We start from the raw sequence: 22,670 nt of genomic DNA on the forward strand, positions 1-22,670 counted from the left end.
GCCGCAGTTCCGGCAGGCGGAGATAAATATTAAATTGGTCGTTTTTTTGCGGCGACCCGTATAGAATGACCGCCGCACAAAAAGTCAAAAGGAGAGTCAGGCATGCACGCAGCGGTACAGTGGCTGGTAGAAACGATAGGCGCGATGGGATACCCGGGGATCTTCCTCCTGATGGCGATGGAGAGTTCCGTCTTCCCGATCCCCAGCGAGCTCGTAATGCCGCCCGCCGGCTACCTGGCGCAGCAGGGGCAGATGAACATGCTCGCGGCCATCGTCTGCGGCACCGTGGGGAGCCTCATCGGCGCCTACGCCAACTACTACGCGGCCCACTACCTCGGCCGTCCCCTGGTTCTTAAGTACGGCAAGTACGTCTTCATCACCGAGGAGAAGTTCGCCAAGGTGGAGCGCTTCTTCAAGGATCACGGCGAAATCTCCACCTTCATCGGGAGGCTTCTGCCGGTGGTCAGGCACCTGATCTCGCTTCCCGCCGGGCTTGCCGGGATGAACCACGTGAAGTTCTCGCTCTACACGCTTTTGGGCGCCGGGATCTGGGTCACCGTGCTCACCTTCATCGGCTACTTCATCGGGAGCAACCAGGACCTGATCATGAAGTACTCGCACCAGGCGCTCATCGGCGTCGTCATCGTAAGCGCCGTGATCATCACCATCTACGTGAAGCTGCAGCGCAGAAACGGCGCCAGCTCGCCGGAATAACCCCACATAAATGAAGGGCGGGTCCAAGACCCGCCCTCAGATAACGCCTTTGTTACCCGTCGCGGGGGGGAGCCCCCCGCGTCACCCTTCGAAACTCCCGCCTTACTTGGGAACCTTCTCCCAGTCCTCCAGGAACTTCTTGATCCCCGCGTCGGTGAGCGGGTGCTTCGCAAGCTGCAGCATGACCGAGTACGGGATGGTGCAGATGTCGGCGCCGATCATGGCGGAGTTCAGCACGTGTATGGGGTTCCTGATGCTCGCCACGATGATCTGGGCGTCCATGCCGTAGTTGTCGAAGATGGTCCTGATCTCTTCGATGATCCCCATGCCGTCCTGGGAGATGTCGTCCAGGCGGCCGACGAACGGAGAGACGTAGGTGGCGCCCGCCTTGGCGGCGAGGAGAGCCTGCATCGGGGTGAAGATCAGCGTGACGTTGGTCTTGATCCCCTGCTTGTGCAGGGTCTTGGTCGCCTTGAGCCCTTCCGGGGTCATCGGGAGCTTGATGACGATGTTCGGGTGGATCTTCGCGAGCTCGGTTGCCTCGGCGATCATGCCGTCGTGCTCAAGGGAAATGACCTCGGCGGAGATCGGGCCGTCCACGATCTCGGTGATCTCCTTGATCACTTCCTCAAAACGCCGGCCACTCTTGGCGATCAGGGAGGGGTTGGTGGTGACGCCGTCCACCAGGCCCAGTTCGTTGGCCTCCCGAATTTCCTTAACATCCGCTGTGTCGATAAAAAACTTCATCTTTCCTCCGGTTGGTTGTTTATTGCCGCTGTTGCATCGCTTCGAATTTTCTCAGGCACTCCATGGAGCAGAAGTGATAGCGCTTCCCCTCCAGCCTGCCGACCACCGCGTCGGCCTCGGCTATGTACACGCCGCAGACCGGGTCCTGAAAGGTCTCGGCGGCGCTTTTTTCCTGCTTTTCTATCTTTTGGGGCGCTTTCCCCACGAACATGCGGTACACGAGGTACCCCAAAAGCGCCCAGATCAAAAATTTCACGTTTCCCCCTAGATCCTGACCACCTTCTCGGGAGAGGTCAGTTCCGTCAACAGTTCGATGATTCGCTTGCCCAAGGTCGGGTGTACCAGGTCGGGGGCGAGGTCGGCCAGCGGCTGGAGGGCGAAACGACGCTCGGCCAGGCGCGGATGCGGGATGGTGAGCTCGTCGCCGGTCATGACCAGCTCGCCGTAGAGGAGGATGTCGAGGTCCATGCTGCGTGCGCCCCAGCGCTGCGACGGCGCCCGGTGGAAGACGTCCTTTTCCAGCCGCTTCAGCCGGGCCAGGAGATCGAGCGGCGCAAGCTCCGTGTTGAGGCGCACCACGGCGTTGTAGAAGTTATCCTGGGGCACCCCTCCGACCGGTTCGGTCTCGTAGAAGGGGGACACCGCGGTGACACGCGTTTGCGGCAGCTTCCCGAGCTCGGCAATCGCCATCAGAAGCTTCAACTCGCGGTCGCCGATGTTGCTCCCCAGTCCTATGTACGCGCATTGTTCCACAGTGGCAGATTAGAACATAAATCCCTTTTTTTTTCAACCCTGCCCCGCGATTCGGATCAGGCGCCGGTTCACCCCACGGACGCGTTCCAAGTTGGTACGCGCGCGTTGCAAACTTATACGTCCACGTTTCAAGTTCGCACGTCCATGTTTCAAGTTCACACGTCCGCGTTGCAAGTTCGCACGTCCACGTTGCAAGTTTGCACGCGCACGTTGCAAGTTTGCATGTCCACGTTGCAAGTTTGCACGCGCAAGTTTCAAGTTTGCATGTCCACGTTGCAAGTTTGCACGCGCACGTTTCAAGTTTGCACGACCACGTTGCAAGTTTGCATGTCCACGTTGCAAGTTTGCACGCGCACGTTTCAAGTTTGCACGCGCACGTTTCAAGTTTGCACCACCACGTTGCAAGTTTGCACGCGCAAGTTGCAAATTCCCACGCGCGCGTTCCGAATTCCCACGGGCTCGTTCCGGTTCACCCCAATCAGGTTCCGGTTCAGCCTAAATCGCCGCAGCTTTTCTCTGCAGGGGCCGGGCCCGTAAAATTTCTCGTGGAAACGCGGGCATGGCGGATAGGATGGTCCGAAGTTTCACAGCACGTGGATTAGATGCTATACTTTTCCATCTTAATCTGCCAAGGGCGCGGACCTCCCCGTGCACCGGCCGACCGGCGAAGCAACAACAGGAGAACGCGTGAACACTGCAGAGATTGCCGAAATGGAAACCGACGAACTGGTGCATCTCGGGAAGGAGGCGCTGGAAACGCGCCGCTTCACTGTGGCGCAACGCTACCTGCATGCCGCCCTGGAAAAGGAGCGCACGCCAGAGCACCTCTCCCTTTACGCCCTGGCTTTGGCCCAGGCGACAGGAAACGTGCAGACGGCGGTAACCCTCTGCCAGGAGGCGGTCAAGAGAGAGCCCAAGAATTCGAACCATTACCTGCGACTTGGCACAATCTACCTAGCCGCCGGAAGAAAGAAAGAGGCGATCAGGGCGCTGCATCTGGGACTCAGGGTGGGAAAGAATCCCGCCATCACGAAACTTTTGCAGGCACTTGGGCAGCGGGAACGGCCGGTGCTCCCGTTCCTTTCCAGGGGGAATCCGGTCAACAAGTATCTTGGCAAGATAAGGAGCAGCCTCTTCAAAAAGTAAAAGGCTCATCCGGGAATGCCGTGGCGGGTGCCACGAAGCGCCGCAGGGTGGGGAACTATCTCCGGGGGAGGAGAGATCCATATATAAACGGACGGGGGGACGGATGATCCAATACATTACGCTGAAAAGCAGGGAGAGGACGGAGTTGATCGACATCACCGCGCGGGTGGAGGATCTGGTCGCGGCGGCAATGGTGGGAGGCGGCACCTGTGATGTCTTCGTGCTGCACACGACGGCCGGGGTCACCGTGAACGAAGGGGCCGACCCGGCGGTGAAGCGGGACATCGCGAACTGCCTCGACCAGCTGGTGCCGGACGCGCACTACTTCACCCACGCGGAAGGAAACTCCGCGGCGCACGTGAAATCGACCCTGGTGGGGACCTGCCAGAGGCTCTTGATCGATAGGGGCAAGCTTTTGCTGGGGACCTGGCAGGCGCTCTACTTCTGCGAGTTCGACGGCCCGCGTGAGCGGCGCGTGGCGGTGAGGATCAGCGGGGATTAGGCGAAATGGTCGAAGCCGCGCCTCGGCGCGCGGTAGGGCGTCCCGTCGGGAGCGGCGAGCTCGATTCCGGAGCCGGCGGTGACCGTTCCGATCACGGAAACCGGGACTCCGGCGCGGGCACAGACCTCCATGGCTTCAGCATCCCTACCTTCAGGAATGCAAAACAGCAACTCATAGTCCTCCCCACCCGAGAGCGCCAGGGCGAACGGGTCTTCGGCGCACTCGGAGAGGTATTCGTCGGACAGCGGCAGCTTCGCAAGCTCCAGACGCGCACCCACGCCTGACATCTCGCAGATGTGCCCCAAATCCTGCAGCACCCCGTCGCTTACGTCGATCATGGCGGTGACGCACCCCGCCTCGGCGAGGGCGATCCCCGCCTCCACCCTCGGGGTCGGGTCGAGCTGCCGCGAAACCAGGAATCCCTCCCGCTCCCCGCGCATGAGCTGGTTCAGCCCCGCCGCCGCGTCCCCGACCGTCCCGGTCACGCAGACCAAATCCCCCGGCTGCGCGCCGCTTCGCTTCAAGACCAGCTCGGGACGCTGCTCGCCAAGCGCGGTGACCGAGATGGCAAGCCCCCCCTTGGAGGCGCAGGTGTCCCCGCCGACCAGGGTCGCGCCGAAGCGCTCCGCCTGCTCCAGCATACCGGCCATGAAGCCGTCCATGAATTCCAGAGGTACGTCCTTGGGAAGTGCCACGCCGAGCAGGAAGTGGCGCGGGTGCGCCCCCATGGCCGCGACATCGGATAGGTTGACGGAAAGCGATTTCCTGCCGAGGGTGCGCGGATCGCAGAAGGAGAGGTCGAAGTGGACCCCTTCAAGGAGCATGTCGGAGGTGATGAGGGTGACGAATCCTTGGGTGGGAACGAGCGCCGCCGCGTCGTCCCCGATGCCCAGAAGCACCGAGGGTGACGCGGCGACGTGTGCCTTTATCCTGTCGATGAGGCCGAATTCCCCGAGTTCAGCAAGTTTCAAGCCTTGCCCCTCACCGTGGATACCGGGACCCTGGTCCTCACCTTGGTCTTCGGAGGCTCAGCCTTTTGAGGCTTGGGCGCCGGGGGGGGATACTTCTCGAGGGCGACCGCCAGTACATCGTCGATGTTGGAGGCGGTGACGATCTTCAGCTTCTTGAGGATGGTCTTCGGAACGTCCTCGAGGTCCTTCTTGTTCTGCACCGGGATGATCACCGTGGTGACGCCGAGGCGCGCCGCGGCGAGGATCTTCTCCTTCAGGCCGCCGATCGGGAGCACCTTGCCGCGCAGGGTGATTTCGCCGGTCATGGCAACCTCTTTTCTGACCGGGATCTTGGTGAGCGCCGAGACCAGCGCGGTCGCCATGGTGACCCCAGCCGAGGGTCCGTCCTTCGGAATGGCGCCGGCGGGGACGTGCACGTGGATGTCGATGCCGGAGCTGAAGTCCTCGCCTATGTGCAGTTCCGTGGTCCGGGAGCGGATGTAGGAGAGTGCCGCCTGGACCGACTCTTTCATCACGTCGCCCAGCTGGCCGGTGAGCGTCAGCCCCCCCTTCCCTTTCATCACGGTCGCCTCGACGAAGAGCACCTCGCCCCCCACGGGGGTCCAGGCAAGGCCGGTGACCACGCCGACCTCGTTCTTATCCATCTCCTCCTCGCGCAGGAACTTCGGAGGGCCCAAGTACTTGGCGACGGTGCCCGCGGTGATGACGAATTTCTCACCCTTCCCTTCGGCGTACTTCCGCGCCACCTTGCGGCAGACGCTGCCGATCTCGCGCTCCAGGTTCCTAAGCCCCGCCTCGCGGGTGTACTTGGCGATGATCGCCCTCAAGGCCTCCTCGGAGAAGACGACGATCTCCTCGGTGATGCCGTTTTCCTTCACCTGGCGCGGCACGAGGTAGCGCTTGGCGATGCCGAGTTTCTCCTCTTCGGTGTAGCCCGCGAGGTTGATCACCTCCATCCTGTCCCTAAGCGGACCGGGGATGGTGTCCATCTGGTTCGCCGTCGCGATGAACATCACGTTGGAGAGGTTGAAGGGGAGGTTTATGTAGTGATCCGAGAAGCTGTTGTTCTGCTCCGGATCGAGCACCTCTAAAAGCGCCGAGGAGGGATCCCCCCTGAAGTCGCTCCCGAGCTTATCGAGCTCGTCGAGCATGAAGACCGGGTTGTTCGAGCCGGCCTGCTTGAGCCCCTGGATGATGCGACCGGGAAGCGCGCCGACGTAGGTGCGCCGGTGCCCGCGGATCTCGGCCTCGTCGCGCACGCCCCCAAGGGAAATGCGCACGAACTTCCTCCCCATGGCGCGGGCGATGGACTTGCCGAGGCTCGTCTTGCCGACCCCCGGGGGGCCGACGAAGCAGAGGATCGGGCCCTTCATCTTCTTCTTGAGTTTCCTGACCGCCAGGAACTCGAGGATGCGCTCCTTCACCTTCTCCAGGAAGTAGTGGTCCTCGTTGAGGATCTCGGAGGCGCGGTTGATCTCGAGGGAGTCCTTGGTCGCCTTCCCCCACGGGATGTCCACCATCCAGTCGAGGAAGGTCCGCAGCATACCCGCTTCGGCGGCGTCCGGATGCATCTGCTCCAGGCGCCCCAGCTGCTTCAGGGCCTCCTTCTCGACGTTTTGAGGCATCTTGGCGTTTTCGATGGACTTTCTGAGCTCCGCCATCTCCTCGCTGCGCGCGTCGGTCTCGCCTAGCTCCTGCTGGATGGCGCGCAACTGCTCGCGCAGGTAGTACTCGCGCTGGCTCTTACCCATCTCCTCCTTGGCGGCGGACTGGATGCGCGCCTGCATGTTGAGAAGCTCGCTCTCCTTGTTCAAGAGGTCGTTCACGCGCTTCAGGCGCTCCAGCGGATCGACCACCTCCAAAAGCCCCTGCGCCTCCTCGACCTTGAGCCCTATGTTGCTCGCCACCAGGTCGGCCAGGGCACCAGGCTCCTGCATGTTCTCGACGATGACCATGACCTCGGGGGAAACGGCCTTGCCGAGCGCCACGATCTTCGCGAGTTCCTCTTTGACGGTACGGATGAGCGCCTCGGCCTCGAGGGTATTCTCAGGGGCGGCGGGCTCCAGGATGCGGTCGATGCGCACCGAGTAGAAGGGCTTGTCGGCCAGGTATTCGGTGATGCGCGCCTTGGTGAGCCCCTGCACCAGGATCTTAACCCTGCCGTCGGGGAGCTTCAGCATGCGCATGATCATGGCGACCGTGCCGACCTCGTAGATCGCCTCGGGTGCCGGGTCCTCGTCCCCCACGTCCCGCTGCGTCGCAAGGAAGATCATGCGGTCCTTGGAGAGTGCGTGATCGACGGCGGCGATCGATATCTCCCGCCCCACGAAAAGCGGCAGAATCATGTATGGATAGACGACCACGTCCCGAACCGGGAGCAGCGGCAGAACATCCGGTATGTTCAGTTCTTCGGTCTCCTGCCTGTTTTCCATGTACTTCTCCTTACTCTATCGGGATCTCCCGGATGTGCGGTTTGTCGTTCTTGCGCCAGGGGAACGCCACGGTAAGCAGACCGTTGCGGCAGCCGGCTTTCACCCCGTCCAGGTCGGCGCCTGGGGGGACCTCGACGGCCCGGCAGAAGCGCCCGGCGGGGCGCTCGAGGCAGATATAGGTGGCGCCGGGGTCGGTCTCCTCGCGGATGTTCCCCTCGATCACCAGGGTGGAACAGCAAAGGCTCAGGGTGATGTCTTCGCGGTTGCAACCGGGGAGCTCGACCTCGACGACGAACGAGTTGCCGGTCTCGTAGATGTCCACCAGCGGGGCATGTTCCTTTTCGGCGACTCCCTCCCGCCCCTCAAGCGTGGTGAGATAACGGAAGATCTCGTCCATCTGCTGGCGGAACAGGTTCAACCACTCCAACGGTTCCTTCGGAATCACCGCCATTTCGACCCTCTCGCCCGACGCCCTCTTCCCGGCCGCCGGGGCCGTGACCGCTAAAGAAAAACCGGCCCCGTGGTGCCCACCCGGACCGGTGCAGATGATTTAACCATCTTTATCATGAAAGTCAAGGTAATCCGCCTTAACCTTGGAGCCCCCGCGCCAGGCAAGGCTTCCGGGGCGCAAAGGATCGGTATCGTTAATGATTGGCGTTTTGGAATTGAATTTAGCACCCCCGATGTGTATAATCCGCCATCCTCGCACGGTCCCCAGGACCGAGCCGCCGGCGCCCACGGCGCCTTCCATGTCCTCATTAAATTTTCAAAAGGGCCTTACATGAAACGATACGTAGCACTTTCATCGCTTTTTGCGGTGACCCTGTTCGGCACCGGCTTCAGCTGGCCTTTCCCGGCGACGAACAGCTGCCTGCAGGCGAAGAAGATCATCATGGAGCTCCCGCCGCAGGCGAGCGAGCAGAAACGAAACGACGCCGAGAAGCGCGTGGCAGAGCTCTGCCCCACCGGCGCCCCCGGGCGCTACCTTAAGGCGCTTGCTTTCGAGCGCAGCGGCAACATCGACGCGGCCATCCAGGAGTACCGCGAGACGCTCGCGCTCGACCCGGAGTTCTACCCGGCAAGCGGAAACCTGGGGCTCTTGCACCAGCAGAAAGGGGCAAGCGAAGAGGCCGCGGTCGAGCTCTCCCAGGGGCTCAAGGCCGGCGACCCGCGCTACCACGGCGGGCTGGCCCGCATCCTCGCCCAAAAAGATCTGCACCAACTCGCCGTCTTCCACTACACCGAGGCGCTCGCCGCCTTCCCGGAAGACGCCTCCCTGCATGGCGACCTTGCCGTCTCCTACCAGGCCCTCGGGCAGCAGCAAAAAGCGGAGGACGAGTACCGCAAGGCGCTCGCCATCCAGCCCGGCAATGCACGGGCACGCCTGGGCCTTGGTGCGCTCCTGCTCGCCCGCGGCGAGACCGATAAGGGGGTCAACGAGCTGAAACAGGCGGCCATCGCCGACCCGAAGAACAAGGAGGTGCACCGCCTCCTCTCCGAGGGGTACGCGAAGAAGGGTGACCAGAAGAGCGCCGACTACGAGCGCATGCTCGCCGGAACAGCCTCGGCCGAGAAGGACGCCCCCAAGGTGGACCACATGGCGCTTGCCGAGCAGCACCGGACCGCCAAGGACCTCGACATGGCGATCAGCGAGTACCGCCTGAGGCTTGCCGAGGAGCCCAACGACGCGGTGGCGCAGCAGCGCCTGGGGGACGCCCTGATCGCAGCGGGCCGCGAAGACGAGGCGATGAACTACTACCGCGACGCGATCAGGAACAAAGCGGAGAACCCGCAGTTGCACCTGAACCTCGCCGGGATCTACGAGAGAAAAGCGCTCCTAGACGAGGCGGTGGTCGAGTACCGCCAGGTGCTCGCGAGCACGCCGGACAACGTCCAGGCCAGACAGCGCTTAGCCGACATCTACACCCTGAGGGGGAGCTTCCCGCAGGCGCTCGAGCAGTACCAGGAACTCGTCAAGCTGACCCCGACTGATGCGGGGGCCCAGTTGAAGCTCGCGCGGGCCTACGTTAACGCGAAGAACCTCGACTCGGCGATCACCGCTTACCAGACCGCGATCAAGCTGGACAGCGAGTCGCTGGATGCCCACCGCGAGCTCGCCGGGCTCCTGCGCAAACGAAACGAAATGGACCAGGCCGCCGGCGAGTACCAGGAGGTGCTGCGCCTGAAAAAGGACGACCAGGACGCCCGGACCGCGCTCACCGCGATCTACGTAAAGAATAAGAACTACGATGCCCTGGCGAAGCTCCTGAAGGAAGGGGTGGAGCTTGCTCCCACCGATGCCAACGCCCATTACAAGCTGGGCCTGGTCTACGAGTTCCAGAAGAACTACGCCGCCGCGACGGACGAGTACAAGGAGGCGGTGAAGCTCAAGGCCGACCACGCGAAGGCGTTGAACGCGATGGGAAGGGTCCAGATGAAAGACGGCCACATCGCCGAGGCGAAGGAGTCGCTGGAGGCGGCCCGCAAGGCCGACCCGGAACTCGAAGAGGCCCAGGTCCTCTTGAGCAACATCAAGGACGAGTTCAACCCGGAGCCGAGAAGCTATCGCAAGCACAAGTCCAGCTCCTCCAAGTCTTCGAAGGGGAGCAAGGCAAAGAAAGGAAAGAAGGGGAAGAAATCCAAGGACAGCGACGACAAGCCGTCCAAGAAGTCCTCCAAGAAGAAAAAGAGCTCCAAGAAGAAGCACAAGGAAGATTAGAGCCGCGGCCGCGGCCCCGATCCACGCGAAAAGGCAGCCGGTAACGGCTGCCTTTTTCGTTTCCCGCACTTACGCCCCCTTGCGCGCGGCCGCCCTTACATTACTATTAGCGACAGGTGATGATCCTCTTAATCTTCCACGGTCCGGAATGACGCCTCGTTGAGGCGCCCGGCGAGGAGGCCACATGAAGCCCGGTCTGCGGGTGACTCTTTCTGGCGCATGCATCGCGGCGGCGCTCGCCCTGCTGCCGGCTGCGGCCCAGGAGACGCCCGCCCCCCTGGAACCCGCTCTCGCCGCCGCGGTAGTCTCCCCGGCTCCCCCCGGCGGGGTCAACTCGGCCCTGAGCGCCCCCGACACCATGGTGATCAGCTGGACTCCCGCCACCTCGCTCGGGATCAGCGCCTACCGCGTCTACTACGGCAACGCCACCGGAACGTACAACGGCGTAGAGGCCCGCGAGGGGGCTTCACCCGTCCAAATCCCACTGACCAGCAACAGCGCCAGCCTGAGCGGACTTTCGACCATACCGCCTGCTACGCCGCCCGCCCCCGGGCTCGTCTCCCTCGCCCCGGCCGCAGGCGCCTTCCAGGTGACCTGGAACACGGTACCCGGCGCAACCGGTTACCGCATCTACTACAGTAAAACCAACTTCGACGACAACGCGCGCCCTGACACCTTCATCGATGTAGGGGAATGGGGCACCACCCCGACGGCACTCATGACCACCCTGTCCGGCCTGGAGGAAAACGTATTTTACTTCGTGGCGGTTTCAGCGCTGGCGCAGCGCACCGTCTACGCCGCGGTCACCGCGGTGGTGAACCCGGCGCTCGCGCCCGCCCCGGGAAGCGGCAACGAGAGCGTCTATTCAGAGGAAACGAGCCAAGGCGTCGGGACGCTCCAGTTGAGCCCGCTCTCCAACAGTATGAGCGCAACAACCACCTCGGCAGGCCCGGTCATCGTTTTGAAGGAAGGATGCTTCATCGCCACCGCCGCCTACGGCTCGCCGCTCGCTCCCAAGGTGCAACTGCTGCGCAGCTTCAGGGACCGCTACCTTGTCACCAACGCTCCCGGCCGCGCCTTCGTGGCCTGGTATTACCGCCATGGTCCGGCTTGGGCGCACTCCATCGAGGAACACCCCTGGCTCAAGGCTCCGGTGCGCGCAGCGCTGCTCCCAGCCATCCTCTTCGCCTGGCTCATGCTTCACCCGCCGGTCGCCGCGGCACTGGTCCTCGCGAGCGCGGCGCTCCTCCCCCTTAAGCGGCGCCGCTCCTCGCGCGCCTGACTGCGCATCAACGAAAAAAGGCCGGGGTTGCCCCCGGCCTTTTCCTCTGTTCGCCCAGATTGTATTTTGATGTTTCTAGGATTCGCCTTCGGTGAGCGGGATGATGGCCACCTTGGCCTTCCCTTCTCCGAAGAAACCCAGCTTCCTTGCCGCAGCCCGTGAAAGATCGATGAACGGGAAACTCTTCTTGCGGCAACGGTCGTTGATAACAACCGTAACTTCCTTGTCGTTGGCGAGGTTCCTTACGAGAACCTTGGTCCCCAACGGCAGGCTCTGGTGGGCGGCGGTCAACTTCTCCGGATGGTAACGCTCTCCGGAGGTGGTTTCCCTGCCATGAAACTTCTTGGCATAGTAGGTCGCTATGCCGATCAGCTTTTTCACCACCGATTTTTGCTGCGGTTCTACTTTTTCAACAGAGGATTCTACTACCGGTTTTACTACTTGTTCTGAAGCCAGCAGGGGAAGCGTGTGGATCGGGAGGAGCATCAGGGCCAGGGCGACTATGCGCACCAGCCTGAGACTCCGCTCGGGTGATGCCATGCGCACCTCCTTTGTTGGGCGAGGCATTCGTATAACATACCCCCGCGGCGAAGTCAAGTTCCAATGAGCCCAGAGGCGGCCAACCCTTTAATCTTGCGCAGGTTTTTCTACCGGACGGCGGACACCTGTACCGGCGCAGCTTCGTGCCCCCCAACCTCCTCGGGGCGCCGGCCGATATTGGTCGTGTCGTTAATGATGACCACCTCGCGCGTGGTGCCGTCCACCTCGGCGGTCGGAAACGCGTGCCTTTTGAGGACGAACCACTTCCCGGTTTCCTTGTGCAGAAGCTCGATCCCCGGAGCGGCCAGGTGCCCCTTGAGCCCATGCTCCTCGAGGAAGGAGAGGCAGTCGCGCCCGACGATGTCCCGGTGCGCCTTGCCGGTGAAGGTCTCGACGGCACGGTTGAAGCGGCGGATCTTGCCGTACTGGTCGGAGAGGATGAACATGTCGGAGATGCAGTCCATGATCTCCTCCCACTCGCGCCGGATTCCCTCCATCTGGTGGAAGACGTTCTTCAGCTCCTCGTGCTTCATGTAAAGGCGTGCGTCGCTCTCGAGCAGCTCCCGCTCCATCTGGCGCTGGTCGGTGACGTCGCGCGAGATGGCGATCAGGCAGGCCTCCCCCTGGTACTCGATCACGTCGGCGGACCATAAAAGCTCGCGGATCTCGCCGGACTTCACCCGGAAGCGGACGTCCAGGTTGCGCACATGGCCGTGCTCGTTCAGAAGCTTCAGCATCACCATCCTGGCGTCGGGGTCCGCCCAAAGCAGCAGGTCGGTCGAGGTCCTGCCGATGACCTCCTCCCTGCGGTAGCCGGTGATCTCCTGGAACGCCTCGTTGACGTCGATGTAGGTGCCGTCCTCGGCGCGGGTGATGACGATGGAGTCGGGGCTTGCATGGAAGGCCTTGGAGAACTTCTCTTCAGAGTTTCTGAGCGCCTGCTCCGCCTCGATGCGCCAGGTGATGTCCTGGGCGGTGCCGAGCATGTGCAGCGGTCTGCCCTGCGCGTCGTAGGTCACCTCGCCCCGTGCCGACAGAGTGCGGACCGCCCCGCTTGCCAGCACGATGCGGTAGTCCATCTGGTAACTCTTGCGGTTGTAGATGGCGTCGTTCACGGAGCGGATCACCATCTCACGGTCATCCGGGTGGACCGCCAGCAGGACGAGTTCGTGGGAAGGGGTGAAGTCTGCGGGGTCCACGTCGTGGATGCGGAACATCTCGTCGGACCAGATGAGCGTGTCGGTGGCGAGATCCCAATCCCAGTTGCCGAGACGTGCTATGCGCTGCGCGACGGCGAGGGTGGCGCGGCTTTCCCTAAGCGCCTCCTCGACTTCCTTGTGGGCACTGATGTCGACCAGGGAGAGCACCGCCTGTTCGGTCCCTTCGATGGGGGCCCAGTTGCCGACCATGGTGCGTACCGCGCCGTTTCTGTCCACAAGCTGCACTTCGAAGCTGCGCCTTGGCGTGGCCGGCTCATCGACGAGCGGTGCGGCCGCGATCCCGTCGGAATCGCAGCTGCCGAGGAACTCGGTCCAAAGCTTCTTCCCTTCGAGCTCCTCACGCGAAAGCCCGGTGGCGTCCTCGAAGCCGCGGTTCACCGTCTGGAGCGTGCCGTCCGGGAGCACGATGGCCATGGCGGTCCCGGTGTTCTCGAATATGGCTCGATAGCGGGCCTCGGACTCCTCCAGCTGTTCCTGGGAGCTGCGGCGCGAGGTGATGTCGCGCGCCGCGTAAAGGACGGTCTGGATGCCTTGTTGCAGGTCGCCGATGGGATGGATGGAAATCTCTTCGTAGCGGCTGCCGCCATCCTCGGTGTGGTAGCTTATCTCGCTGCTTACCGCAGTGGCGGTGCAGACGCACTGGGAGAGCTGGCTCATGACCTGCTCGGAGAGCCCGTAGCGGGTGATCAGCTCAGGAAAGCTTCGCCCGACGGCCTCTGCTTCAGCCAGAGCATATTTGGCGAGGAAGGCCCCGTTGCAGTTGACGATGGTGTAGTCGTCGGTCCGCACCACGCAGATCGCGTCGCGCGAGGAGGCAAGGAACATGCTGGAGAGGTCGTCGGAATGGCGCAGCGCCGTCTCCACCCTGCGGCTGCGCTCGCAAAGTACCGAGAGGGAAGCGAAGAACACGCCGAGCAGGCACGCGTAGAAGGTGCGCATCCCGAGCTCGTACCCGTTCGGTGCGGTGAGCTGTGCGCGCAGCGGCTCGCGTCCCAGAAGCAGGGCGTCGATGAGCGCGTCCCCCACCCAGAAGAGCAGGATGAAGCCAAAAGCCACCGCTATGTGCCGCTTCCAGTTGAAGGGCTTGGTCATGCACATTCCTCCACAATGCTACGTACGGCTCATCCCCGTTTCGGCAGCAAGGCAGATAACTTGAGAGGTATCCCTGTCACGAGATCAGCAGCGGCTCCTGCCAGCGGGGTATGATCCCCGCTTCGGCCGCCCGGTTAAGCAAAAGTCGCACGGCATCCTCCCCCTCGGGGCCGAGCCCGCGGGAGAAGTCGTTCACATAGAGGGAAATATGGGCGTCGCACACCTCGTCGCTCATCTCCTGCGAGTGGGCGCGTATGTAAGGACGCGCCTCACCGGGGTGGGCGAAGGCGTACTCCACGCTCCGCGCAAGCCCACGCTCCAGGGATAAAAGGGCCTCCCGCCCGAGCGAGCGTTTCGCCGCGATGCCGCCAAGCGGTATGGGGTGCCCCGTCTCCCGCTCCCACCACTCACCCAGGTCGAGCACCTTCTTCAGGCCGTACCCCTGGTAGGTGAAGCGCGACTCGTGGATGATCACCCCGGCCGCGACCGAACCGTCGGCGACCGCGCCCATGATCTCGTGGAACGGAAGGTAGACGAAGTCGGCAAGCGACGGGTTGAAAAGCCTCAAAAGAAGCGCCGCGGTGGTGTACTGCCCGGGGAGGGCGATCCTCTTGCCGGCAAGCTTTTCCGGGTCGATACCGTCGCGCGCGACGACCAGGGGGCCGCAGCCGCGCCCGAGCGCCCCCCCGCTTCTGAGCAGGAGGTAGTCCTTCAGGATGTGCCCGAGGAGGTGGTAGGAGACCTTCGAAACGTCCAGCGTCGCGGAAAGCGCCATCCGGTTCAGGGTCTCAACGTCCTCGAGCTGCTCGCGAAAGGAAAAACCGCAGTCGACCCGCCCGTGGATCAGGGCGTCGAAGATGAAGGTGTCGTTGGGACAGGGAGAAAAGCCCAGGGTGAGCGTCGGGCGTTGCCCGTTTTCTGACAGTACGCAATCCATGTCTTGTACAAGCTCCGATAAATCAGTCAAAGAGGCCGGGTTGTCTCTCAGATCCGCCCCTTGCAAAGTTTTTAAGACTCACCAATATACTACTTGAGGGAAGGTTGTGCAAGAAAAGCTTAACGAGCGCGCGATATATATAGGAGCGACACTGCAAACGGAAGGAAGCATACGAAGAGAAAACGGTGCAGATCAGCCCCCGAAGAGTGCATCGGGGCACTTAAGAAGGGTGAAGAGAAAGCGCTGCACCTCGCCTACGGCACGCTTTAAGTCCCAGCGCGACATGTCCCGGTCCTCCACCATGTTGCTGATGCCGCGCACCTCGAGACAGGGAACGCCGTAGATGAGGGCAACGTGGGCGATCGCCGCCCCCTCCATGTTCTCGCAGATGCCGGGGAAGCGGCGCAGCATCTCCTCCCCGCGGCGGGAGGTCCCGGAGCAGGTGGAAACGGTGAGAAAGGGTCCGAGGGCGGCGGCAAAGCCTTCGGCAGCAGCATGCGCGAACGCGCGTCGGGCCGGCTCAAGCGGCAGCGGGACGCGGTTGAAGACGCGCTCCCCCTTCCCCTCGTAGAGCGGGATGCCGATTATGTCGAGCCCGCGCCACCCGTCAGGGGTCAGCACCCCCTCGTCCGCAAAACACTCGGCGTCGGCGACCGCGATGTCCCCGACGCCGATCCCGCAGCCGGGGAAGGCGCCGCCGCAGCCGGTATTGATGAGAAGGTGAGGGGTAAGACGCTCGCAAAGAACGGTCGCCGCGCAGGCGGCGTTCGCCTTGCCCATGCCGGTCTGGGCGATGAAGAGCTCCTGCCCCGCGAGCTCGCCGCGCCAAAGGGGGAGGTGCCCCACCCCGGAGGCCGGTTGTGCGGAAGCGGCTTCGATCAGCTGCGAGAGTTCCATCCTGGTCGATGCGGTAACGACGACTCGTCTCATGTGCGGCTCCAAGGTGCGTGGTTGCGCGAGTCTAACACAGCAGTCGGCGGCAGTTCAACAACGCTGTCAAAAAGCCGTCGGAAGTCAAAAAGCCGCTTGCCTTCCTTGGGCATCCTTGGCACCCATTGGCGGGAACATCGGACGAGCCCGATGGCCTTCATTGGAAAAAGTGTGGCAATGCGGGAAGGTTTTGTTACAATAGGCCCTGCGACTTCGCTCCAGAAGCGGCGGCACAGGTTTTGCTGTAACTGTGGCGTTTGGTTGAGGCACGGGCAGCGCAAGCTCTCATTATCCTTCACCTCCATGAGCTGAAGCTGCAGCGGTCCGGCGCCGGAAACGCAAAGGCGAATCGACGTCGATGCAGGGGGGGAAGAACGAGCGTGCCGGAGGGCCTCCGGAGCAGCACTCGTACCCCCTTTTTTGTTGCATAACTCAAGGCCATCTAATATATTCGCACCGTTTCGACTACTCGCAGAGAAGGGTCTTTCATGCCGCGTTGGATTCTCCCCCTGAACATAACCCTGGGCATCGCCATCATCGCGGTGGCGGCGCTCATCGCAGCGGACCTGCTGAGCTTCAAGATCTCCGGACTTTACCCACGTAACGCGCAGAAACCTGCCTCGCAGAGCGCGACCGCACCGGCGGCGAGCCAGGACCTCCTTACCTTCGGTCCCATCCTCGAGCGCGCCCTGTTCGGCAAGGCGACCCAGGGGAGACTGACCCCGATCGTGCAGACAGCTTCGGCCGCCGGGGGGCAGGCGGCGGCGCCTCCCCCCGCCGCGGTGAACGACCTGATCCTTTTGGGGACCGCAGTCGGCTCGTTCCGCGAAACCTTCGCGCTGGTGCTTAAGAGCTCGACCCACGAGGAGCGGGTTTTCCGCCTCGGCGAGACGGTGTTCTCGGCGGGACCGCTGGTTTCCGTCAAGAAGGACGTGGCCGAGATCCTGGTGGGAGGGAAAAGGGTGAAGATCCTCACCCCGACCGCGGCAGCGGAAGCTGCGGCGACTGCAGCGGCGGCCCCCGCGGCACCCGCGTCCGGCGGCGGTCTCGCCGCCTCCGCCGGCGCCGGGAACTACATCGTGGACCAGCGCGCCTTGAACGCGGCCCTTGACAACATCGGGCAGGCCATGACCGACGCGCGCCTCCTGCCGAGCATGAAGGACGGCAAGGTCGAGGGTTTCCGTGCCACCGAGGTGAAGCCCCAGGGGATCTTCGGCACCGTCGGCATCAGAAACGGCGACGTCCTCTTGAGGATGAACGATTTCCCGATCGACTCCCCGGAGAAGGCGATCCAGTCCTTCGCCTCGCTCAAGGGGCAGAGCCGGATCAAGCTCGACCTGATCCGGGACGGCCAGCCCACCACATTCACTTACGACATACGGTAAAGAAGGTTGCCGCAAAGACCCAAAGATCATCTGTCACTAAAAGCTGTCACCAGCCGGCTTGAGGTTCGTCTCGACCTCGACCCGGTTTTAGGGGGGTGCATTGAAAAGTAGAGTTACCCGCATAGCCGCCATGCTCATGTTCCTGATCGCCGCACCGAACCTCGTCTTCGCGAAGGGGGTGGTGCTGAACTTCACCGACGTGGACATCGCCACCATGGTGAAATTCATCAGTGACCTCACCGGCAAGAACTTCATCATGGACGACCGGGTCAAGGGGAAGATCTCCGTCTTCTCCCCGGCCAAGCTCTCCAACGAGGAGGCGTACAACGTCTTCACCTCGGTGCTCGAGCTGAAGGGCTTCACCGTGGTGCCGGCGGGCAAGGTGATGAAGGTGGTGCCGACCGCGGCGGCCAAACAGGCCGGGGTGAAGGTGCTTTACGACGGCGAGAAGGGGACGGTGAACGACAGCTATCAGGCGCGCGTGATCCAGTTGGAGCACGTGGCACCGCAGGACGCGGTGACCTTCCTGCAGCCCCTGGTCTCCAAGGACGGCCAGATCTCGGCCTTCGGCGCTGCAAACCTCATCCTCGTCATCGACTCCGCCTACAACATCCAGAAGATCCTCGGGATCCTGAAACATATCGATACCGACCAGGTGCGCGAGGGGGCCGAACTGGTCTTCCTCAAAAACGCCGCCGCCGACAGCGTCGCCGCCATGGTGAAGGACTGGCTCTCCGGCAAGCAGAGCGCGAAGCCTGGGGCGCCTACCGCCGCCACCGGCGCGGCCCCCGTGGTCGCCGACACGAGGCTGAACGCCCTCATCATCTTCGGCTCGGACAAGGACAAGGCAGACGTCAAGAAGCTGATCGAGCTTGTCGACGTGGTGCCGCCGACCACGAGCAGCAAGGTTAACGTCTACTACCTGGAAAACGCCGAGGCGACCGAGGTCGCCAAGGTGCTGGACGGCCTCGTGAAGGGAACTTCCACCACACCTGCCGCCACGACACCGGGGGGCACCGCGGCCGCACCGCAGCAGGCCGTCTTCGAGGGTGGAAAGATCACCATCACCCCGGACAAGGCCACCAACTCGCTGGTAATCATGGCCTCCCCGACCGACTACCAGAACCTCCTGCAGGTGATCCAGAAGCTGGACAGAAGAAGCCGCCAAGTCTTCGTACAGGCGATGATCGCCGAGGTGTCGGTGAACAAGGCCAAGGACCTCGGGGTACAGGTCGGGGCGATCAGCGCCGCGTCCAACGGCACCGCCATCTCGGTCGGCACCTTCGATCCGTTCGGCACCGTCACCAGCCTCACCACAACCGTCGCCGCCATGAAGGCCGCCGGCATCGACACCTCGGGCCTCTCCGGGAAGGTCGCCTTCCCGGTGGTGCTGCAGGCTCTGCAGACCAACGGCGCGCTGAACGTACTTTCCACCCCGAACATCATGACCAGCGACAACAAGGAAGCGGAGATCTTCGTCGGTGAGAACGTCCCCTTCCTCTCCGGCACGAACCTCACCTCGACCGGCCTCTCGCAGCAGTCCATCGAGAGGAAGGACACCGGTATCATCCTGAGGATCAAGCCGCAGATCAGCGAGGGCGAGTACGTAAAGCTCGACATTTACCAGGAGATCTCCGCGGTGAAGGACTTCGGCACCGCGTCCAACCCGAACCTCGGGAGCACCAAGCGCTCCGCCAAGACCTCGGTGGTGGTGAAGAACACGGACACCGTGCTGATCGGCGGCCTGATACAGGACACCGACCAGGTGACCGAGAGCAAGATCCCCCTCTTGGGCGATATCCCGGGGCTGGGCTGGCTCTTCAAGACCAAGACCACCAAGCGGGACAAGACGAACCTCCTCATCATGCTCACCCCGCGCATCATCAAGGACGCGCGCGACCTGGCCGAGGTTTCGGCGACCCAAAGGAACAACTTCTCCGATGCGGTGAAGAACAACGCCCCCTTCAACCTGGAGCGAGCGCTGGAGGAAAAGCCGAAGTCGGTGACCGCGGACAAGCCCGAAATTCGCAACCAGTAACGGCGGAATTATTCCCATGGCAGAAACGCTCGATATAGAAAGCATAGCGGAACGCCTCGGCCTCCCCTTCCAGGCCGAGATCGACGACACGAAGGTGGACGGCGCCCTGGTTAACCGGGTGCCCCTGAACTTCGCCAGGAACAACCTCCTGTTGCCGCTGCGCGAGGAGGATGGCGCGGTGGTGGCAGCGAGCGCCGACCCTGCTAACCTCTTGGCTCTCGACGAGATGGCGGGGCTCTTCCAGCTTCCGGTGCGCACCGTCGTGGTCCCGCAGCCGGTCCTCATCGACGCGGTGAACCGGCTCTACTCGCGCCTCTCCGGCTCCGCCCAGGAGGTCGTCGAGGAACTCGAGGGAGAGGAACTCTCCACCCTCGCCACCTCGTTTAACGAGCCGCGCGACCTGATGGAGCTGACCGACGAGGCGCCGGTGATCCGGCTTCTGAACTCGATCCTCTTCCAGGCGGTGAAGGAGCGTGCAAGCGACATCCACATCGAGCCGTTCGAGCGGGAGCTCGAGGTCCGTTTCCGGATCGACGGCCTGCTCTACAAGATGCTCTCCCCCCCGAAGGTGATCCAGGAGGCGCTCACCTCCCGCGTGAAGATCATGTCGGGGCTGAACATCGCCGAGAAGAGGCTGCCGCAGGACGGCCGCATCCGGGTGAAGGTCGCCGGGCGCGACGTTGACATCCGCGTCTCGCTCATCCCGACCTTCTTCGGCGAGCGCGTGGTGTTGAGGCTTCTGGACAAGCAGCGCGGCGTGCTCTCCCTGAAGGAGATCGGCCTCTCGGACAAGAACGACCTCGTCATGGAGCGGCTTTTGTCCCGCACGAGCGGCATCATCCTGGTCACCGGCCCGACAGGCAGCGGCAAGACCACGACGCTCTACGCGGCGCTCTCCCAGATCAACTCGCCGGAGAAGAACATCATCACGGTCGAGGACCCGATCGAGTACCAGTTGAAGGGTGTGGGGCAGATCCAGGTGAACCCGAAGATCGACCTCACCTTCGCGAACGGTCTGCGCTCCATCCTCAGGCAGGACCCGGACATCGTCATGATCGGCGAGATCCGCGACGCCGAGACCGCCGAGATCGCCATGCAGGCCTCGCTCACCGGCCACCTGGTCCTCTCCACCCTGCACACCAACGACGCTGCTACCGCGGTGACGCGACTCATCGACATGGGGATCGAGCCCTTCATGGTCGCCTCTTCGCTCTCCGCGGTGCTCGCCCAGCGTCTCGTGCGCGTGATCTGCCCGCACTGCAAAGAGTCCTACGTCCCGGACCGCAGCTATCCCGGTGTCGAGCTCCCGCCGCTTCTGTACCGCGGCCGCGGCTGCGAGAAGTGCTTCAACCTCGGGACCATCGGCCGGGTCGGCATCTACGAGCTCCTCCCCATCGACGCGGAGCTCTGCTCCATGATCATCCGGCAGGCCTCCTCCGGCGCCATCAAGGAGTACGCAGTCTCGAAAGGGATGCGCACCCTGCGCGAGGACGGTCTTTTAAAGGCGGCCCAGGGGATCACTTCCATCGAGGAGGTCCTGAGGGTGACCCAGGACGACTATGCCGACCTTTCGCTATAGCGCATTCAACCAGAAGGGGGCCGAGGTCACCGGCACCATGGACGCGGCGACTGAAGCCGAGGCGCGCCTGCAGCTCAAGGGAAAAGGTCTCTTCGCCAAGGAGATCGCCCCGGCGACCGAGGCGGGCTCGCGCTGGTCGTTTGGTTCCGGCGTCAGCGTCCCCGACCTCTCCCTTGCCACGAGGCGCCTTGCCACCCTCTTGGGCAGCGCCGTCCCGGTGTACGAGGCGGTCGCGACGCTATGGGAGCAGGAGGCGCCCGGCGAGCTGAAGCGCGTGCTCGGGCGGGTGCGGGACCGGCTCGCCGAGGGCCAGGGGCTTGCCCAGTCACTTGCCGCGGAGCCGCAGGTATTCTCCGAGAGCTACATCGGCATGGTTTCCGCCGGCGAGGCGAGCGGCGCGCTCGACGTGGTGCTGGAGCGCCTGGCCGAGTTCCAGGAGGACCAGGCCGAGGTTAGAAGCCGCGTCATCACCGCCCTCATCTACCCCGCCATCATGGTGGTGGTCGGAGTCGGCGTCATGATGGTGCTGCTTGGTTTCGTCGTTCCGAAGATCTCGGCGGTCTTCGAGAGCAACAAGGCGACCCTGCCGCTCGTCACCGTGCTTCTCATCAAGGCGAGCACCCTGGTAAGGAAGGGGTGGTGGGCCATGGGCGTACTCGCCATCCTGGCGGTCGCCGCTTGGAAACGGGTGAAGACGAACGAGGAGCTTCTCATCAGGCGCGACCGCTTCATCCTGCGCCTTCCGATTGCCGGGCAGCTCTGGCGCCGCCTGGTGCTGTCTCGTTTCGCCAAGGTGCTGGGCCTTTTGCTGCAAAGCGGCGTCCCCATCATCAAGGCGATGGAGATCACCGGCGAGGCCGTGGTTAACCGCGAGTACAAGAGCTTTCTCGCCCAGGCGCGGGAGACCCTGATCCAGGGTGGGAGCCTCTCCGGAGCGCTCAAGACGAGCCCTCTCTTCCCGCCGCTATTGACCCACATGACCGCAGTGGGCGAAAAGAGCGGCGAACTCGACGCCATGCTCATCAAGGCGGGCGACGCCTTCCAGAAGGAGTTCAACGCCCAGGTGACCCGTTCCATGGCGCTTCTGGAGCCTATGCTGATCCTCGGCATGGGACTCAGCATAGGCTTCATGGTCATCGCGGTACTGCTCCCCATCATGCAACTGAACCAGCTGGTTAAATAGTCGACGGACTCCATAAAATTCTTTGCGAGGTCTCCCCATGCTGAAACAACTGAAAGACAGCCGCGGCTTCACCCTGATCGAACTGATGGTGGTCATCGTCATCCTGAGCCTTCTGGCCGTCCTGGTCGGGCCGAAGATCATCGGCCGCAGCGACGACGCGAAGGTCGCCGACGCCAAGGTGCAGATCCGCAACATCGAGACCGCCCTGAAGCTTTACAAGCTCGACAGCGGCGTTTTCCCGACCACCGAGCAGGGGCTGCAGGCCCTGGTGACCAAGCCGACCACCGGCAAGGTTCCCAACAACTACCGGGCCGAAGGTTACCTGGAGAACAAGAACATCCCGAAGGATCCCTGGGGCAATGACTACGTCTACCTCTCCCCCGGCGAGCACGGCGACTACGACCTCTCCTCATACGGCGCGGACGGCGCCCGCGGCGGCGAAGGGAAGAACGCCGACATCGAAAGCTGGAGCATGAAGTAGGAATAAGTTGTCGGGAGAC

The 22,670-nt window shown here is 63.0% G+C and carries 20 protein-coding genes; 10 read left to right on the plus strand and 10 right to left on the minus strand.

Annotated features, from left to right (window positions below; genetic code table 11):
* Positions 1 to 102: 102 nt before the first annotated feature.
* Positions 103 to 714, plus strand: coding sequence for a DedA family protein (locus E8L22_RS02075; RefSeq protein WP_136523623.1), 612 nt, complete (start codon positions 103 to 105; stop codon positions 712 to 714).
* A gap of 102 nt (positions 715 to 816) precedes the next feature.
* Here E8L22_RS02075 and fsa read toward each other — a convergent pair whose 3' ends face one another.
* Genes fsa through folK form a run of 3 tightly spaced genes read right to left on the minus strand, consistent with a single transcriptional unit; the run spans position 817 to position 2,214 of the window.
* Positions 817 to 1,461 (minus strand): fructose-6-phosphate aldolase, encoded by a 645-nt coding sequence (fsa, locus tag E8L22_RS02080; RefSeq protein WP_136523624.1) that lies wholly within the window; start codon positions 1,459 to 1,461, stop codon positions 817 to 819.
* Positions 1,462 to 1,480: 19 nt separating this feature from the next.
* On the minus strand, positions 1,481 to 1,717 hold the full coding sequence (locus E8L22_RS02085) for a YHS domain-containing protein (RefSeq protein ID WP_198419364.1): 237 nt from the start codon (positions 1,715 to 1,717) through the stop codon (positions 1,481 to 1,483).
* Between the two features lie 8 nt (positions 1,718 to 1,725).
* Positions 1,726 to 2,214, minus strand: coding sequence for a 2-amino-4-hydroxy-6-hydroxymethyldihydropteridine diphosphokinase (gene folK / locus E8L22_RS02090; RefSeq protein ID WP_136523625.1), 489 nt, complete (start codon positions 2,212 to 2,214; stop codon positions 1,726 to 1,728).
* Positions 2,215 to 2,901: 687 nt separating this feature from the next.
* Between folK and E8L22_RS02095 the strand changes: the two genes are divergently transcribed.
* Positions 2,902 to 3,360 (plus strand): tetratricopeptide repeat protein, encoded by a 459-nt coding sequence (locus E8L22_RS02095; RefSeq protein WP_246044517.1) that lies wholly within the window; start codon positions 2,902 to 2,904, stop codon positions 3,358 to 3,360.
* A gap of 103 nt (positions 3,361 to 3,463) precedes the next feature.
* Positions 3,464 to 3,862 carry a secondary thiamine-phosphate synthase enzyme YjbQ gene (locus E8L22_RS02100; protein WP_136523626.1) on the plus strand — a complete coding sequence of 133 codons (399 nt, stop codon included), beginning with the start codon at positions 3,464 to 3,466 and terminating at the stop codon, positions 3,860 to 3,862.
* On the opposite strand, the gene thiL is transcribed toward E8L22_RS02100, so the two are convergent.
* From thiL to E8L22_RS02115, 3 genes are read right to left on the minus strand one after another with little or no spacing between them, the layout of a single operon-like run.
* Positions 3,859 to 4,833, minus strand: a complete 975-nt coding sequence (gene thiL / locus E8L22_RS02105) for a thiamine-phosphate kinase (protein ID WP_136523627.1) — start codon at positions 4,831 to 4,833, stop codon at positions 3,859 to 3,861. The two genes, E8L22_RS02100 and thiL, sit on opposite strands and share 4 nt — an antisense overlap.
* Positions 4,830 to 7,265 (minus strand): endopeptidase La, encoded by a 2,436-nt coding sequence (lon, locus tag E8L22_RS02110; RefSeq protein WP_136523628.1) that lies wholly within the window; start codon positions 7,263 to 7,265, stop codon positions 4,830 to 4,832. The genes thiL and lon overlap by 4 nt, the downstream gene beginning before the upstream one ends.
* A gap of 10 nt (positions 7,266 to 7,275) precedes the next feature.
* Positions 7,276 to 7,716: an Hsp20/alpha crystallin family protein gene (locus tag E8L22_RS02115; RefSeq protein WP_136523629.1), complete on the minus strand. Its 441-nt coding sequence runs from the start codon at positions 7,714 to 7,716 to the stop codon at positions 7,276 to 7,278.
* A gap of 330 nt (positions 7,717 to 8,046) precedes the next feature.
* On the opposite strand from E8L22_RS02115, the gene E8L22_RS02120 reads away from it, so the two are divergent.
* A complete protein-coding gene (locus E8L22_RS02120; RefSeq protein WP_136523630.1) occupies positions 8,047 to 9,984 on the plus strand; it encodes a tetratricopeptide repeat protein in 1,938 nt (645 codons plus the stop codon).
* A gap of 184 nt (positions 9,985 to 10,168) precedes the next feature.
* Positions 10,169 to 11,266, plus strand: coding sequence for a CFI-box-CTERM domain-containing protein (locus E8L22_RS02125; RefSeq protein ID WP_136523631.1), 1,098 nt, complete (start codon positions 10,169 to 10,171; stop codon positions 11,264 to 11,266).
* A gap of 75 nt (positions 11,267 to 11,341) precedes the next feature.
* Here the strand turns inward: E8L22_RS02125 and E8L22_RS02130 are convergent, their stop codons facing one another.
* The 4 genes from E8L22_RS02130 to mqnB all read right to left on the minus strand — a co-directional run bounded on the left by E8L22_RS02130 (position 11,342) and on the right by mqnB (position 15,985).
* Positions 11,342 to 11,806, minus strand: coding sequence for a septal ring lytic transglycosylase RlpA family protein (locus tag E8L22_RS02130; protein ID WP_136523632.1), 465 nt, complete (start codon positions 11,804 to 11,806; stop codon positions 11,342 to 11,344).
* Between the two features lie 107 nt (positions 11,807 to 11,913).
* On the minus strand, positions 11,914 to 14,118 hold the full coding sequence (locus E8L22_RS02135; RefSeq protein ID WP_136523633.1) for a PAS domain S-box protein: 2,205 nt from the start codon (positions 14,116 to 14,118) through the stop codon (positions 11,914 to 11,916).
* A 76-nt stretch (positions 14,119 to 14,194) separates the two neighbouring features.
* Complete coding sequence (locus E8L22_RS02140; protein WP_136523634.1) at positions 14,195 to 15,055, minus strand: 1,4-dihydroxy-6-naphthoate synthase; 861 nt, start codon at positions 15,053 to 15,055, stop codon at positions 14,195 to 14,197.
* A 192-nt stretch (positions 15,056 to 15,247) separates the two neighbouring features.
* Complete coding sequence (gene mqnB, locus E8L22_RS02145) at positions 15,248 to 15,985, minus strand: futalosine hydrolase (RefSeq protein WP_136523635.1); 738 nt, start codon at positions 15,983 to 15,985, stop codon at positions 15,248 to 15,250.
* A 488-nt stretch (positions 15,986 to 16,473) separates the two neighbouring features.
* Here mqnB and gspC point away from each other — a divergent pair, with 488 nt between their 5' ends.
* From gspC to gspG, 5 genes are all read left to right on the plus strand, one after another.
* Complete coding sequence (gene gspC / locus E8L22_RS02150) at positions 16,474 to 17,370, plus strand: type II secretion system protein GspC (protein WP_136523636.1); 897 nt, start codon at positions 16,474 to 16,476, stop codon at positions 17,368 to 17,370.
* A 130-nt stretch (positions 17,371 to 17,500) separates the two neighbouring features.
* On the plus strand, positions 17,501 to 19,408 hold the full coding sequence (gene gspD, locus E8L22_RS02155; RefSeq protein WP_162604801.1) for a type II secretion system secretin GspD: 1,908 nt from the start codon (positions 17,501 to 17,503) through the stop codon (positions 19,406 to 19,408).
* A 16-nt stretch (positions 19,409 to 19,424) separates the two neighbouring features.
* The gene (gspE, locus tag E8L22_RS02160) at positions 19,425 to 20,987 is read left to right on the plus strand and encodes a type II secretion system ATPase GspE (protein ID WP_136523638.1); all 1,563 of its coding nucleotides are present in this window, start codon (positions 19,425 to 19,427) and stop codon (positions 20,985 to 20,987) included.
* Positions 20,968 to 22,170, plus strand: a complete 1,203-nt coding sequence (gspF, locus tag E8L22_RS02165; protein WP_136523639.1) for a type II secretion system inner membrane protein GspF — start codon at positions 20,968 to 20,970, stop codon at positions 22,168 to 22,170. The genes gspE and gspF overlap by 20 nt, the downstream gene beginning before the upstream one ends.
* Positions 22,171 to 22,207: 37 nt before the next feature.
* Positions 22,208 to 22,651, plus strand: a complete 444-nt coding sequence (gene gspG, locus E8L22_RS02170) for a type II secretion system major pseudopilin GspG (RefSeq protein ID WP_135868406.1) — start codon at positions 22,208 to 22,210, stop codon at positions 22,649 to 22,651.
* Positions 22,652 to 22,670: the final 19 nt, after the last annotated feature.

It is taken from the genome of Geomonas ferrireducens (genome assembly GCF_004917065.1).
GTDB lineage: Bacteria > Desulfobacterota > Desulfuromonadia > Geobacterales > Geobacteraceae > Geomonas > Geomonas ferrireducens.